General features: G+C 74.5%; 9 protein-coding genes. 3 read left to right on the top strand and 6 right to left on the bottom strand.

Features of this window, described 5'->3' with window-relative positions:
- The 4 genes from BFF76_RS14285 to BFF76_RS14270 all read right to left on the bottom strand — a co-directional run bounded on the left by BFF76_RS14285 (position 1) and on the right by BFF76_RS14270 (position 5,381).
- The gene (locus BFF76_RS14285) at positions 1 to 3,177 is read right to left on the bottom strand and encodes an adenylate/guanylate cyclase domain-containing protein (protein WP_065848359.1); all 3,177 of its coding nucleotides are present in this window, start codon (positions 3,175 to 3,177) and stop codon (positions 1 to 3) included.
- A 133-nt stretch (positions 3,178 to 3,310) separates the two neighbouring features.
- Positions 3,311 to 3,556 carry an aroma-sacti cluster domain-containing protein gene (locus tag BFF76_RS14280; protein WP_065848358.1) on the bottom strand — a complete coding sequence of 82 codons (246 nt, stop codon included), beginning with the start codon at positions 3,554 to 3,556 and terminating at the stop codon, positions 3,311 to 3,313.
- Positions 3,553 to 4,287 carry an iron-containing redox enzyme family protein gene (locus BFF76_RS14275; RefSeq protein WP_031092159.1) on the bottom strand — a complete coding sequence of 245 codons (735 nt, stop codon included), beginning with the start codon at positions 4,285 to 4,287 and terminating at the stop codon, positions 3,553 to 3,555. The genes BFF76_RS14280 and BFF76_RS14275 overlap by 4 nt, the downstream gene beginning before the upstream one ends.
- The gene (locus BFF76_RS14270) at positions 4,284 to 5,381 is read right to left on the bottom strand and encodes a radical SAM protein (RefSeq protein ID WP_065848357.1); all 1,098 of its coding nucleotides are present in this window, start codon (positions 5,379 to 5,381) and stop codon (positions 4,284 to 4,286) included. Before BFF76_RS14270 ends, BFF76_RS14275 begins: the two co-directional genes overlap by 4 nt.
- A gap of 363 nt (positions 5,382 to 5,744) precedes the next feature.
- Between BFF76_RS14270 and BFF76_RS32975 the strand changes: the two genes are divergently transcribed.
- The 3 genes from BFF76_RS32975 (at position 5,745) to lanKC (ending at position 10,061) form a co-directional block, all read left to right on the top strand.
- A complete protein-coding gene (locus BFF76_RS32975) occupies positions 5,745 to 5,900 on the top strand; it encodes a hypothetical protein (RefSeq protein WP_167359494.1) in 156 nt (51 codons plus the stop codon).
- A 200-nt stretch (positions 5,901 to 6,100) separates the two neighbouring features.
- On the top strand, positions 6,101 to 7,375 hold the full coding sequence (locus BFF76_RS14265; protein WP_053928641.1) for an MFS transporter: 1,275 nt from the start codon (positions 6,101 to 6,103) through the stop codon (positions 7,373 to 7,375).
- Between the two features lie 88 nt (positions 7,376 to 7,463).
- Positions 7,464 to 10,061 (top strand): class III lanthionine synthetase LanKC, encoded by a 2,598-nt coding sequence (gene lanKC / locus BFF76_RS14260; RefSeq protein ID WP_065848356.1) that lies wholly within the window; start codon positions 7,464 to 7,466, stop codon positions 10,059 to 10,061.
- Between the two features lie 29 nt (positions 10,062 to 10,090).
- Here lanKC and BFF76_RS14255 read toward each other — a convergent pair whose 3' ends face one another.
- The gene (locus BFF76_RS14255) at positions 10,091 to 11,989 is read right to left on the bottom strand and encodes an AfsR/SARP family transcriptional regulator (RefSeq protein ID WP_065848355.1); all 1,899 of its coding nucleotides are present in this window, start codon (positions 11,987 to 11,989) and stop codon (positions 10,091 to 10,093) included.
- Between the two features lie 277 nt (positions 11,990 to 12,266).
- A complete protein-coding gene (locus tag BFF76_RS14250) occupies positions 12,267 to 15,182 on the bottom strand; it encodes a helix-turn-helix transcriptional regulator (RefSeq protein ID WP_065848354.1) in 2,916 nt (971 codons plus the stop codon).
- Positions 15,183 to 15,224 lie beyond the last annotated feature (42 nt).

The raw sequence follows: 15,224 nt of genomic DNA, 5'->3' as shown, positions 1-15,224 counted from the left end.
TCAGCTCCTGTCCGTCGTGGTGACCATGGCCTCGTCCGGCACGCAGCCGGCGGCCCGGCGGGCCCCCGGCAGATGCCCCTTGCTCGTGAAGTGCTCCCGTGCCGAACGCGCCGAGGCAAGGGCGGGACCCCGCCGCCCCAGGGCGAACAGGGTGCGGGCACGGTCCAGCTCGGCCGTCGCCCGGACCAGTGGGGAGTCCGTCAGCAGCGATGCCCGCACGGCCCGCTCCGCGTGGTCGGCCGCCTCCACCGGACGTCCGGCGGCGGCCGCCAGCCGGCCGCGCAGTCCGTTCAGGTCGACGGCGTCCGCGCGGCTCAGCTCCGCGGCGGTCCCGACGCCCGCGATCCAGACCGCCGCCCGACGCGTCCGGCCCTCGTCGAGTTCGATCCGGGCGGCGTCCAGCGCCACGGCCGTCCGCATCCCGCCCGCGTCGGCGTGCCGGGCCGCCTCGTCCGCCGCCGCCAGCAGCTCCAGCGCCGCGCCGGTGTGCCCGAGCAGCGCCTCCACCGCGGCCCGGAAGACCGGCAGGAACACCTCTGCCTCGGCGAACCGCAGTTTCCCGGCCAGCTCCTGTGCCTCGGCGAGGCAGGCATGTGCCTCGTGCGGCCGGTCCTGGAGCGCGTACAGCACGGCCAGGGGGCAGTTCAGGGTGAGCCTGACCGTCGGGCGGCCCTCTCCGTGCGCGTCCAGGAGTGCGCGGCAGCGCGCCACCGCCTCCGGGGCCGGCACCGGACCGCGCCAGAGGGAGATGCCGATGGCTCCGAGCGCACCGGCCCGCTCCGGTTCGGCTCCCGCCAGGACCGCCTGTTCCAGGGCGCACGCCTGATCGCGCTCCGCCTCCTCGTGCCGGCCTGCCTGCTGGAGGTGCTGGGCGAGCCTCAGGTGCGACCGGGCCCGGCCGACCGCGTCGCCCGCCGCCTCGAAGACCGGCAGCACCGCCCGCGCCGTGGCCGTGAGCCCCGCGCCGGGACCCGCGGGGTCCAGTACGGCGAGCGCGAGTCTGGCGTGCGCCGACTCCACCGTCGCGGAGTCCATGTCGCGTACCTGGCGCAGCAGTCGGGCCCCGCTCACGGTCTGCCCGAGTGCCACCCGCACCTCACCGAGCCTGCGAACCGAGCCCGCGTCGTCGGGGTCGAGTCCGACGGCACGCTCCAGCAGGCTGTGCGCCCAGGCCAGGTCGGACCGGGCAGCGGCCTGGGCCCCGGCTCTGCCCAGCGCCGTCGCGGCGCGGGTCCGCAACTGCCCGGTCCTGGCATCGAGCAGCCCGAGTTCGGTCCGGTAGCGGCAAGCGCGTTCGAGATGACCGCCGACGGCGCCGTCCCCGGCCCGCAGCACCCTGGGCAACTCGGCCGCCCAGGCGTGGCGGTCCGCCTTGGCGCGCTTGGACAACGACGCGTACGTCACCTCGTGCACCAGCCCGCTGCTGAACCGGTAGGCCGCCGCCTCCGGGCCGCCCGCCGGAGTCGGCTCCACCAGGCGCCGCCGGGTCAGCGCCACCAGTACGTCCTCGATGCGGCCCAGGTGACGGGCCCGGTCGGGAGAGGGGACGCTCACGGTCGCGGAGCCCCGCACCGCCGCCGGCAGCGTGGACGTCTCCAACTGCAGGAGTTCCACCGAGGTGAACTCACGGCCGATCACGGCGGCGAGATCGACGACGGTCCGCTCGTTCCGGGCCAGCGCCCCGATCCGGGCGCCGAGCAAGGCCTGGAGTGTGGGCGGCAGTCCGGCGGCGGAGCCGTCCGCGGCTCCGCCGGCCCGGCCGTCGACCAGCAGCTGTTCCAGATGGAGCGGGTTGCCCTCGGCGCGGGACAGCAGCCGCTCGTCCACCGGCCCCGCCCCGCCGTCGAGCCGGGTCAGCCGCCCGGCGAGCCGGACACTGTCCTCGTGCGGCAGCCCCGTGAGCTGGAGGCAGCCCGTGGCGTCGGCCGTCCCGTCGGGGCGGCCGACACAGAGCAACAGCACCCGTGCGGGGCCCGAGCTCTCGGCCAGACGTTCCAGTGTGCGCATCAGCAGGGGAGCCGCCTCGTGCGCGTCGTCCAGCACCAGTACGAAAGGCCGCTCCCGGGCGGCCCTGCCCAGCGCCGTCGTCAGTGCGGCACACATGTCCTCGAACGGGGCGTTCGGGGTGCCGTCGCGCAGCAGTCCCTCCGACAGCAGGGTCATCGCGTCGTCGGAGGCCGCGCCCGTGCCGGGGCCGCCGTCCTCCGGCCGGTCCGCGGCGAGGGCGAGCGGTGGCAGGGCGCGCAGGGCGTCGGCGAGGGGAGTGAGCGTGCCCTGGTCCCCGTGCCCGCGGCACCGGCCCGCGCCGTAGCCGAGGGCGCCCGAGGCGGAGCGCCGCGCCAGCCATTCACGTATCAGCCGGGTCTTGCCGATACCGGGCTCCCCGGTCACCCGCAGCAGACCGGTCCGTCTGCCGAGCACGGTGTCCGACAGGGCCGCGTCCAGTGCGCCCTGCTCGGCGAGGCGCCCGACGAAGGGCACGTCGAAGCGCCGCAACAGCGCCGGGTCGTCCGCGCCCAGGGCCAGCAGCCGGTGGGCCTCCACACTGTCCTGCTTGCCCTTCAGCCGGAGCGGCCCGGTGGGCTCGGCGGAGACCGTGGGACCGGCGGCCAGCAGGGTGTCCGGGCCGATGAGGATCTCGCCCGCCCCGGCGTTCTGCTCCAGGCGGGCGGCGATGTTGACGGTCTCCCCCGACACCAGGGCCTGGCGGGCAGTCGCGTCGCCACCGGCCACCACCTGACCGGTGTTGACCCCGATACGGGTGGCGAGCCGGATGCCGAGCGTGGTGTGCAGTTCCTCGTTGAGCGCGGCCAGCGCGTCCCGCATCCCCAGCGCCGCCGCCAGCGCGCGCCTGGCGTCGTCCTCCCTGACGACCGGTACGCCGAACACGGCCATCACCGCGTCGCCGATGAACTTCTCCGGGGTGCCGCCCTGCGCCACGATCTGTGAGCTCATCGCCTCGAAGTACCGCAGCGTCACCGTGCGCAGCGTTTCCGGGTCCAGCACTCCCGAAAGCGCGGTGGAGCCGACGAGATCGCAGAAGAGCACCGTCACCGGCTTGCGTTCGTCCTCCACGGGGGCGGGGGCGGGGGCGGCGGCGACGGCGCACGGCGTTCCGCAGGACGAGCAGAACCGCGCGTCGTCCGGCAGGTCCTGGCGGCACGTGGGGCAGGTCATGACGATCCCTTCTCTGCGGGCGGTGCTGGTGCTGCCGTGCGGGTACGGGGGCGTGCGTGCCGGCCCGTACCCGCACAGGACCGTCCGGGGTGTGCCCGCGGCGGGACCCCGGTGGCGGACCGCGCCGGTACGCTCAGAACAGGGCGCCGCCGGCGATCTCGCCGTGCGCCCGGACCTCGGGTTCCACCGCGTCCAGCCGGCTCTTGATGTCCAGCAGCACGGCGAGCTCCTCCTCCGTGAGCTCGCTGAGCACCAGGCGCTGCTCGTCGGTGAGCATGTCCACCGGCAGGCCCGCCTCGTACAGCACGTCCGGCAGCACGGGCGGTTCACCTACTCCGGGCGGCCGGGGGGCGGCGTTGCTCTCGGGTGGTCCGGTCATGGGGTGACTCCCGTCGGTGAGGAAGGTCCGGCCCCCCGCGGCGGCGGCGCCGTCGCGGGGCGCCCGAGCCGGACGAACAGCCGGGTGAGCGCGTCGAGGGAGTGCATGGCGCTGACCGTCACGTCGGACTCCTGGCCACGGGTCAGCGGCAGCCGGTCCAGCAGCGCGTGCAGTTCGTCCAGGTGCCCGGTGTCCAGCGCCGCGTGCTCCCGCACCGTCCGCAGGGCGGCGTCCGGCAGGCCGGTCGTGCGCGCGATCCGGGAGGTCAGGTCCGGGGCGGGCGCGTAACCCTCCAGCACCGCGATGTAGCCGAGCAGGGTCACCGGGTGGTGGTGCTCGATCCAGTAGTACTGCGAGCCGGCGAGCGCGGCGACCACAGGTGCGGGCATGGGGCCGAGCGCGTCCCCGGGCAGCGAGCCCGCCGCCCGGATGTCCTCCAGCAGCCAGGCGTCGTGGCCCTGCTCCTCCCGGATGTGCTCGCGCAGATACGCCGCCAGCGGGCCGGCCAGCCGGTCGCCGCTGGCCTCCAGCAGCCTGGCCCTTTCCAGGGCTCGGAGCATCAGCGGAACGGAGGCCCGCACGACCGCGTGCATGGTGCACAGATAGCGGTGGTAGCGCGGCAGCAGGTCCTCGGCGCTCCACATGCGGTCCATCGCGTCGAGGAGCTCCCCGTCCAGCAGCCCCAGGGTGACCCGCAGACGTGCCGAGGTGCTCGGCCCCGCGGCGTTCACCGGGAACCGCCCGCGGCCATGGGGACGACCGGCCGGCGAGCGAGGACCAGGGGTGCGTACGCGGCACAGCCGTGGTGCCGTACGACGCCCACCGGCCCCTCGGCCGCCCCGCGGCCGGCCGCGGCCAGGTCCAGCAGCGCCCCCGCGGCACCCGCCGCCACCGAACGGGCCTCGGCCGCCACCCGGTTGTCGGTACCCAGGGCGCGGCACCCGTCGCAGTAGGAGGCGCCGCCCGAAGGCGCACCGGAGCGGGCGGCCAGGTGCGCAGGTCCGACCGTACGGATCATGCGCAGCACCGGCGACTCCAGGGCCCGCCGGCGTACGGCCTCCCAGTCGTCCGTGGCGATGTGCCCGAGGTACAGATGGCCGGGGGCCGGCCGCAGGTCCACGGTGTCCTGGTTGCAACAGGCCAGTACCGCCCCGTCGAAGGCGACCACGGGCCAGGCGGCCATGGCGCACGGGGAGACTTCACCCGCCTCGGGACCGGTCCTGGCGGGCGCGGCCCAGGAAGCCGCCCGGCCGAACGGCCGGACCTCGTTGACCAGCGAGGGCACCTGGCCGCCGAACTCCTCGTCGACGGCCCGGGTGATGTCCGCGAGATAGGGGTCGTCCGCTCCCGTGCCGGTGAGATGGAAACTCACCGCCACACCCGCCTCCCGGACGCGGTGCACCGCACGGAACACATCGGCCCGGGGGATCTCCCGTTCGTGAGGGGCGTCGAGACTGGCGGAGAAGTGGTCCACGCCCTCGATCGCCCGCAGGACCTGCGGCGGAACGCGCCCGGAGCGTGCGAAGAACATGCCGCTGAGCAGCGCCGTACGCGATCCGGCGGCGCGGGCGCGGGCGCTCAGCTCCCGGACGAGCCCGGGCAGCAGCAGCGGTTCACCCCCGGTCAGCATCACCACGTCGGGTCGGTTCTCCTCGGTGAACGAGCCGACGAAGCGCACGAGATGGCCCGCGTCCGGCTCCTCCCGTGTCGTCAGGGACGATCCGGTCGAGCAGTGGGAACAGCTCAGGGGGCAGCGTCGGGTGAGGCCGAGCAGCAGGCCGGCGGCGGGGAAGGGCCGCCGTCCGACGAGTTCGCCGAGTTCCATGCGGGGCCGCCTCCTTCTGGGGGGCCGGGAGCGCGCGTACCGAAGGGGCCGTTGTCCGTCGGCCCACCGGCGTGCGCGGAAGCGTCCCCAGGGTGCGGCGTGACGGTTCGACGACGGTCCGAGGACGCTTCGGGAGCGGTATGTTCCCTGCTCAGCGAGGGTCCGCACCCGGCACCGGACCAGTGGTGCGGCGGGCGTACCCCCTGCGAACTGGGCCGATACCGGAGCCATACCGCCGTCGAAGCGATCGCCAGGCGGGGCGTCCTAACTTTCTCGGCAACGGCAGGCAACGGCCCGCCCACCGGAACCCGGAACCTCGGGGCTCCCGGGAACCAGTGCAGTCACGAGTGGACGGAGACCACCATGTCCGAGAACACCAAGCCCGCCGCCGACGACAACAACGAGACCCCCGAGGTCGAGGCGCACTCCGTGCTGGACCTCCAGGAGACGGCCGCCCAGGAGATCGAGGCTCCGGGCAGCTGTGTCAGCGTGCTCAGCGTCGTCATGGACGCCAACTGACCGGAGACACCAGGGCGGCGCCACGGAGGCCGGGGACAGGCCCTCCCGCCGTGGCGCCCGGCCGGTCGGTGATGTGGGGCGGTTCCGTCTTGACGGAGCCGCCCCACCGCCGCTTCCGGCCCCGACCCGTGCGAGGCGTCCTCCCACCTGAACGGCCCCGCACCCCTCGTTACGGCCCCGACCATCACCGGGAGTTCACGATGACCATGCCGCTGAGCGGCAACAGGGATTTCCGGCTGCTCTGGCTGAGTGGCCTCTTCGCGGTCCTGGGCGGACAGATGAGTGCCCTCGCCCTTCCTCTCCTGGTACTCAAGGAGACCGGTTCCGCGGTGCAGGCCGGAGCTGTCGGAACGGTGTCCGTGGGAGCCGTGCTGCTCACGATGCTGCCCGGCGGGGTGATGGCGGACCGTGTCGAACGCCGCCGGCTGATGAGGCTGTGCGACGTCGGCAGCCTGACCGTGGTCACCGCCCTCGCCGCGGCCGTCTGGTCCGGTCACACCCCGATGGCACTCGTCCTGCTCGTCGCCGCGGCGGGTGCGGTGCTCAGCAGCGTCTACGGGCCGGCAGCCTTCGGCCTGATGCGCGCGGTCGTCCCGGCCGAGCAGATGGGCACCGCCACCGCACGGCTCCAGGCGCGTACCCACACGGCCCGGCTGGTCGGACCGCTCGTCGGCGGCGCGCTGTTCGGCGTCCACCCGGCCCTGCCGTTCGCCGTCGAGGCACTGGGCCTGCTCCTGTCGACCGTCTGCGTGGCCCTCGTACGCACCCGCTCCCGCGCAAGGAAGACGGCGGGCGCGGTGTTCAGCAGGCGCGAGCTCATGGCGGGCCTGACGTTCCTGTGGGGAATCCCCTATCTGCGGACCGTCCTTCTCGTCTTCGGCCTGGGCATGAACTTCGCGTTCGGGGCACTCACCTTCACCGCCCTGACCGCGTTCTCCGAAGGCGGCCGTTCCGGCATCGGCGGCGGCTTCGTCATCACCTGCGTCTCCGCAGGTGCGCTGGCCGGTGCGCTGCTCGCACCCCGGATCAGCCCCGACCGGCACACCCGGGCCCTGATCCTCGTCACCTGCTGGACCTGTGTGGCGGCGGCCGGAGTGATGGCCTGGATCAGCCGGCCGCTGGTGGCCGGGGTCATGTGCGCGCTCTGCATGTGCCTGTCGACCATCGCCAGCATCGGATTCCTCTCGAAGCTCCTGGTCCTGACCCCGGAGGAACGGGTCGGCCGCGTACAGAGCGCGGCGGGCTTCCTGTCCTCCGTCGTCCAGCCGCTCGGACCGCTGGCCGGCGGGGCGTTGCTGACCGCCTTCGGTGTCCGCTGGGCCTTCACCCTCACCGGTTGCGTGCTGGCCGTCTCCGCCCTCGTGGTCACCTTCGCCGTCTCGGCGCGGGCCGAGCCGTCCCCGCACGACGCGGCGCGGCCCCCCGGCCCTGACCACACAACTGCCGGCGCGAAGAGCGCCGTCCCCGGGGACTGATCCGCGAACCGGGGAGCCCCCGCCCCGAACCGGGGGCGCCACCCCAACGTCCGCGCTCGTGGCGGGCTTCGAGAAGAGAGAGCCGAGCGTGCCAGGGATCCAGGAAACCCAGCTCTACTGCCTCGCCGACCGTACGTACTTCGAAACCCCGGCCCGGCTGCCCGACGAGGAGTCCCGGTACCGGCTCGACACCGACCCGCCTCCGGCCGGCTGGCGCCGGGAGGCCGTCGGTCTGTGGACCTCGCTGGTGCCCGGACACACCGAACCGGCCGAGCAGGGCTGGAAGATCCATGTGTCCACCGTCCCCGACGAGGCCGAGGCCACCCTGCGGGACACCGCCCGGATCTGCCTCCGCCACGGCGTGCCGTTCAAGTTCCTGCGCAGCGAGAAGGCGCTGCTGCTGATGGCGGACAAGCACATGAACCGCAGCGGCGCGGGCAAGTTCATCGCGGTCTACCCGCCCGACGAGACCGTGTTCCTGGCGCTGGCCGACGAACTGTCCCGCGCGCTGGCGGGGCGCCGAGGCCCCTACGTCCTCAGCGATCTGCGGATCGGCGACGCGCCGGTGTACACGCGCTACGGCGCTTTCGTCCCCCGCTGGTGTGCCGACGCCGAGGGCCGCCGGGTCCTCGCCCTGCGGGACCCCTCGGGGCAGCTGGTACCGGACGAACGCGGTGTCGTCTTCCGGGTGCCCGACTGGGTCGACGTACCCGAGGCCCTGCGGCCGCACCTCGCGGCGCGCGCCGCCGCCCGCGACGACACCTTCCCCTACACGGTCACCGAGGCCCTCCAGTTCTCCAACGCCGGGGGGATCTACCTGGCCGTGGACCGGGAGACGGGCCGGCGCGTGGTGCTGCGGGAGGCACGTCCGCACTGCGGCCTCGACGGCGTGGGCGACGACGCGGTCACCCGCCTGCACCGCGAGCACCGGGCGCTGACGGCCCTCGCCGGACTGGACTGCGTCCCCGAGGTGTACGGGGTACGGACCGTCTGGGAGCACCACTTCCTGATCGAGGAGCACATCGAGGGAAACACACTGCTCGAGGAGATCGTCGCGCGGTTCGCCCTCGTACGGGGTGCGGGACCCGCGGACGATCTCGCCCCCTACGTCGCCTGGACCGACTCGGTGGTGGGCGAGCTCTCCCGGGCACTGGAGGCCATCCACGCGCGCGGGCTGCGCTTCGGTGATCTGCACCCCTCCAACATCATCGTCCGGCCCGACGGGCGCGTCGCCCTCGTCGACTTCGAGTACGCCACCGCGCTCGACGACGACGTCACCCCGCTGGCCGGTGCCCAGGGTCTCCAGGCGCCCCCCGGCACCCCGGGGGCCGACGCCGACGCCTACGCGCTCTGGGCGACCTGGCTCAACATGCTGATGCCGGTGATGGAGATGGCCGGACTGGAGAGGGCGAAGGCCCTCACCCTGGAGAGCTGGGCCCGCCGGCGGTACGGCCTGCCGGCCGGGGCGGGCCCGCGGCGGCCCGGGCTGCTGCTCGGCCTGGACGCCTCACGGCGACGCGAGGCCGAGGTGGCCGCCCTGTTCGAGGGACCGGACGTGGACTGGGCCGGGATCCGCACAGGTCTGCTGGCCGGAATCCACGCCGGAGCCACACCCGGGCGTCCGGACCGCCTCTTCCCGGGCGGCCCTGACCTCTTCGCCACCGGCGGGACCGACCTCGCGAACGGTGCGGCCGGTGTCCTGTACGCCCTTCACCGGACGGGTGCCCCCGTCCCCGGGGAGTGGACCGACTGGCTCGAGTCGGCGGCGTTCCGCAGGGACCCCGCCGGGTCCGGCGGGCTCTTCGACGGGCTGCCGGGCACGGCCCTGGTCCTCTCGCGGCTGGGCCGCGCGGACCGGGGGCGGGAGCTGTGGGACCGTGCGGTGTCCGCCGCACCGCCGACGGCGTCGGCGGACCTGTTCACCGGACGCGCGGGCATCGCGCTGGCCGCTGTCCGCATGGCCCGCGCCGGCGGTACCGCGCCCGACACCGGGCTGATCGACACCGCCCTGCGCACCGCCCGGGACCTGGACCGGCTGGTACGGGGCGAGCCGGTGGACGGTGTGTGCCCGCCGGAGTCGGCCGGGCTGCTGCGCGGGCTGAGCGGCGCCGCCCTGCTGTTCCTGGAACTGCACACACTGACCGGCGAGGCGTGGCTTGCCGAGGCCGCGCGCACCGCCCTGGAGCGCGAGGCCGGGCACATCGTCGCCATGCCGGACGGCACACTCCAGGTGAAGGACGGCCGGCGCCATCTGCTCTACCTCGGCCAGGGCAGTTCCGGTGTCGCGCTGGTGGCCCAGCGATACGTCGCCCGGCACGAGGACGCCGCCCTGAGTGCCCTGATCCCGGGGGTTGCCAGGGGCTGCGCCATGGAGTTCGTCCGTGAGCCGGGGCTGTTCACCGGGCGCGCGGGCCTCGCCGCAGCCGTCGGCCAGCTCGACCCCGGAACCCGGACCGGGCCCGCCGTCCTGGCCTCCGTACGCAACCTCACCTGGCACCTCGTCGCCGACGAGGACCGGCTTCTGGTCCCGGGCGCGACGCTGCGGCGCTTCTCCGCCGACCTCGGCACGGGCGCGGCAGGGCTGCTGCTCGCGCTGCACTTCCTGTCCGGGGGCCGGGACACCGGCGACGGGGAGGCGGCCGGGGAAACCCTCCCCGGCCTGCTGGACCTGCTCACCCTCGGCTGAGGCTGAGTACCAGGCCGTGCTGCACCTGCTCACCCCCGGCCGAGGACCAGGGAGGCACCGCTGCCGAGGGGGCGGGCCGGCCCCCGGACCGTGCCGGGAGCACCGGTGTCCCGCTCGGCGCCCGCGCTCTCGCGGGCGTACAGACAGAGCAGCCGCGGCACTTCGTACAGCGCGGCGTGTGCGGTGACCTCACCGGTCGGCGAGGTCACCGCACCGCTGTCGATGAGCGCCTCGACCGCGCGTATGGTGCCCCGTTCGTCGCGCTCCAGTGCCGTCATCGCCCGCTCCAGCGTGAAACCGCCGTCCCGCCCGAGCCCCGCGAGCCGCGCGAGCACCCCCCGGTCACGGGCGCTCAGGTCCCGCCAGCCCGCGGCGAGGCGGGAGCGTACGGACACGTCTCCGGCGACCAGCTCGTCCAGGGCCGCGGTCGGGTCGTCGAGCCGGTCCGCGTACTCCGCCAGCGGAAGGTGCCGCAGGACCGCCAGCCGCATCCCGCTCACCGCCACCGCCAACGGCAGAGCTCCGCAGGCCCGTACGATGCGCAGCGCCGCCGGCGGATCCGTCCGCAGCCGGTCCTCGCCGATCAGCGTCGCCAGAAGCTCCAGTGCCTCGCCGTCCTCCGGGACGGCCAGCGCCTCCCGGTGGGCGGCCTCCAGCCCGGCCAGCTGACCGCGCGCGGTCAGCACGACCGAACACCGTCCGGACCGGGGCAGCAGCCCGCGCACCGACGTCTCGTCCGCCACGTCGTCCAGCACGATCAGGGCCCGGTGCCGCGACAGCCAGTCCTGCCAGGTGTTCTCGGCCTGCGCCGGATCCGGCCGGCCGGGCCCGCCGACGTCGCACAGCCGTCCCAGTTCGTCCAGCATGTCGTTGCGGCTGCGGGCCGTACCGTCCTCCTGCCGGGCCCGGACGTGGACACGCCCGTCGGGGAACCGGTCCGCGAGCAGGTGGGCCGCCCGGACGGCCAGAGCCGACTTCCCCACCCCGGCCGGACCGGAGACGATCAGTACCGCGCCCTCCGGGTCGCCCGACACATCGAGCACCCGCGCCAGTTCATCGTCCCGGCCGGTGAAGTGCCTGCTGCCCGCGGGCAGTGACACACCGCACGCGGCGTTGCGCGGAGTGACGGGCCGGTTCGTCCGGCCCTCGCCGAGCATCACCCGGTAGAGAGCCGCCATCGCCGGGCTGGGTTCCAGACCCAGCTCCCTGGCCAGCAACTGCCGGTAGTCGTCGTACACCGCCAGTGCCTCCGCCTGCCGCCCGGTCTGGTGAAGGGAGTTCATCCACGCGGCCCGGAGCCGCTCCCGGAACGGATGGCGCTCCACGAGGTCCCGCAGGCCGTCCAGGGCCACGCCGGCCCGGCCCGTCTCGATCTCGGCCTCCGCCCAGTCCTCGTAGACCGTGAGGCAGCGGGCCTCCAGCCGCTCGGCCTCCTCGGCCACCCGTGCGGAGTCCCGCAGGTCGTGCAGCGGCGGACGCTCGCCCCACAGGTCCAGTGCCTCCCGCAGCAGCCGGGCGGCGGTACGCAGGTCGCCGCGCTCCCCGGCCGTCCGGCCGGCCCGGGCCAGCGTCCGGAAGCGCAGGGTGTCGAGCTCGCCCTCCGCCACGCGCAGCCGGTAGCCGCCGCAGTCGTGCACCACCCGGTCCCGGTCGTCGCCGTCCACGGCCCCGAACAGCGCACGGGCGGCGCTGACATAGACCTGCAGGTTCTTGCGCGCGGTCCGTGGCGGCCCCTCGGGCCACACCACGTCGGTCAGCACATCGACCGGTACGGGGGTGTTGGGGCGGGACAGCAGAGTGGCCAGTACCAGCCGCTGCTTGCGCGGTCCGAGCGGCAGCGGCCTGCCGTCGATCACCGCCGAGAGCGGCCCCAGCAGCGAGAAGTACACGGCGCCTGCGGTGCCGGGTCCGGTGGTGGTTCGGGTCATCAGCGGGCCTCCTGGTCGGGGGAGGGGTGACAAGCTGCCGTACTCCGCCGAATCCTGCCGGGATGCCGAACGGGGCACATCGGTGGGCGACCCGCATATTCCGGGGGGCGTGCCCGACCTCCGCCGCCGAAGTCCCCCATGCCGACGGTGTGTTCCCCCACCCTGGGGGCCGGCTCCCGCATCCCGGGCGGCCGGTCACCCGTCTCGGGGCGCCCGCCTCCGCGTCGGGAGGCATGCCCGCGTCCCGGCGTACGCCAGTGAGGGGCGTCCCACGTGCTCAGGGCTGGTCGACGACACACTCCGCGGCGAACTCGCACAGGGCCGTACGGTTCGCCCGGCCCGTCTTGCTGAGCAGGCTGGCCAGGTGCTTCTCCACCGTGCGGGGCGAGATGGACAGCCGCTGGGCTATCTGCTGGTTGCCCGGCCGCTCCGCCAGCAGCACGAACACCTCGTACTCGCGTGGAGTCACCCCGCTCGTCCGCAGCGGCGAGGGGATCCTGTCCCGGCCGCCACGGTGCTGGGTGACGCTCACCCCGGCCTGCCGCAGAGCGGCCCGGCACGCCGCCGCCGCGGGCTGCACCCCTGCGCCGTGGAAGAACTCCTCCGCGGTGCGCAGCCACACGACCGGCTCGCCCCAGCGGTCGGCGAACGCCGCGTCGGCGACCAGCCGCAGACCGAGGTGCCGGGCCACCGGAAAGGCCGAGGACCTGGCGTGGAAGGCCGTCATCCGCCGGGCGGCCCCCGCATGGTCGCCCTCCCGGCCGAGCAGCACCGCCTCCGCCAGTTCAAGGAACTGCCTGTTCCAGGCCAGGGCGGCCCCGGGCGTACCCGCCGCCACCTCGTACTCGTCGCGCGTCGCCTCACCCTCCAGCACCCGCAGCAACGGGCGCAGACCGTAGCGGCCGCTCAGGTAGTAGTAGCTCGGGTGGTCACGTTCCCAGTCCAGCGCGGCGTCCAGGTCCGCCAGGGCCCGTACGCGGTCCTCCTCCAGGAGGGCGCCGATGGCGCCGCAGAAGCCCAGCCGCAGGGGCACCAGCGCGGACTCGTCGCCCCCGGCCCTGCGGAACGCCGCGAGCGACCGTTCCGTCTCCCGGCGACGGCCACGGTGCGCCGCGGCCGCCGCCCCGGCCAGCAGCAGGTACCGGTGGGCACCGTGGTTGCCGGTCCTGGCGCTGGCCTCCACCGACCGCCCGGTGATCTCCTCCGCCTCGTCCCACCGGGCGCACATCACCGCGTTCATCGCGAGGAGCCCGTCGACCGTCTGGGTCAGCAGCAGCGAACCCAGCGCCGCCGCCGCCCCCCGTGCGGAGTGCAGACGGGCCGCGTCACCGGTCCGCATGAAACCGTTCACCCCCAGGCGCACCAGCGCCTCCACCCGCCACAGCGGCAGGGCGTGCTCGGTGGACAGCGCGAGCATCCGTTCCAGGCACGCGTCGGCGGCGTCGAAACCCCTCTCCCGCGAGAGCAGTGCCAGTAACTGCCAGGCCTGGCAGGCCACGACCGGGAGCCCCTGCGCCTCGGCGGTCTCCGCGGCCGAGCGGGCGGCCCGCTCGGCCGTCTCCGGCTCCCGCCGCTCCCCACCGGGGAGCAGCGACAGGTGGCCGTCGACGACCGCGAGCGACGCACGGCGCGCTGGGGACGGTGACGGGCCGAACAGGCCGTTCGCCAGGGCGATCTGACGTGCTGTGTCGGCGGCCCGCTCAGCCATGACCGCCACCCAGGCGATCTTGATGTGGGCGTCCCCGCGCCGCGCGGCCGCCTCGGACCGAGCGGGTACGGGTGGCAGGGAACCGGCAAGCGCGAGTGCGCCGTCCAGGTCGCCGCCCTCGGCCCGTGCCACCGCCAGGGACTCGGTGACGGCGGCCAGGTCGCTCTCGTCGGCCAGGGAGCGGGAACGTTCCAGCAGCACCACGGCCGAGCCGTGCGAGCCCGCGGCGAGCATCCGCCGTCCCGCCTCGGCGAACTGGAGGGCCGCGCCCGCGCGGTTGCCCGCCGCGAGCTCCAGGGAGGCCACGAGCTGGCGCCGGTCCTCGTCGAGCGGCTCCCCGGAGTGCTCGACGGCCGCTGCGGCACGCCGGGCGAGTGCGGCCCGCTCCGCCGGCGCGAGGGAGGAGACGATCGCCTCCGCGGTGAGCGTGTGCCGGAAGGCGTAGCGGTCGGGCGCCGCTCCGTGGGGGGCGATCACCCCGGTCTCGACGGCGGATCTCAGGTGGGTGAACAGGACCCGGTCCTCCAGACCCGTGACGGTCTGCAGCACCGCCACGGAGAACTGGCTGCCCAGGGTGGCCGCCGTCAGCAGAAGGTCCCGCACCGGCTCGTCCATCCGGTCGAGCCGCAGGGACCAGCTCCGGAGAATCCGCGAAGGCAGGGCCCGGTCCGGCTGCTCCGCCGCCTCCCAGCCGCCCTCGGTGCGCCGCAGCCCGCCCGTCTCCAGCAGATCGTCCAGCAGCACCTCGACCAGATACGGGTTGCCCGCCGCGCGTTCGACCAGCCGCTGCTGGACAGCCGTGGGTATCAGCTCGGGCGGGGTCTCCAGGCAGGCACCGGTCAGGGCCCGCACCTGGTCGTCACCGAGCCCCCGCAGCTCCACCACCGTCGCCGTGTGACGCTGCTCGGCGGAGCGTACGAGGTCCAGCGCCGTGCCCGGCTCGGGGCGCAGGGTGCCCAGCAGCAGGACCGGGAGGTCCGCCAGGTTGTCGATGACGTACTCGACGACCGCGACGGTCTCCGTGTCGCAGTCGTGCAGGTCCTCGAGCAGCATCACGCAGCCGGTGTCCCGGCCCAGGACCGAAAGCAGCCGCAGCAGGGCCTCGGCCAGCTCGACCACGGTCTCCGTGTATCCCGAAGGGGCGCCGCTCCGCCATTCCGGCACCAGCCTGGCCAACGCCGGGTGATACGGCACCAGTTCCGGGTCGGTCGGTGTGCCGGCCGCCCGGAAGTGGGACGAGAGCGCCTCCATCAGGGGGCGGAACGGTACGACCAGGCCGGTCGAGCCCGCCCGTCCGCGCAGCACCGGCATGCCGAACCCGTAGGCACGGAAGGCGCATTCGCCGACCAGCCTGGACTTGCCGATACCCGCTTCACCGGCGAGGAACAGAGCGCGCCCCGAACGCCGTCGTGCGGCGTCCAGGGCGCTGCTCAGCAGGCCGATCTCCTCGTCACGCCCGATGGTGACCGGCGAATTCGCATGCATGGCCGCAGGCTACTGGAACCGTACAGAGTGCGGCAGTAGGCA

This window comes from Streptomyces mutomycini (assembly GCF_001700505.1).
Classification (GTDB): domain Bacteria; phylum Actinomycetota; class Actinomycetes; order Streptomycetales; family Streptomycetaceae; genus Streptomyces; species Streptomyces mutomycini.
This window is presented reverse-complemented; position numbering and strand designations above follow the sequence as displayed.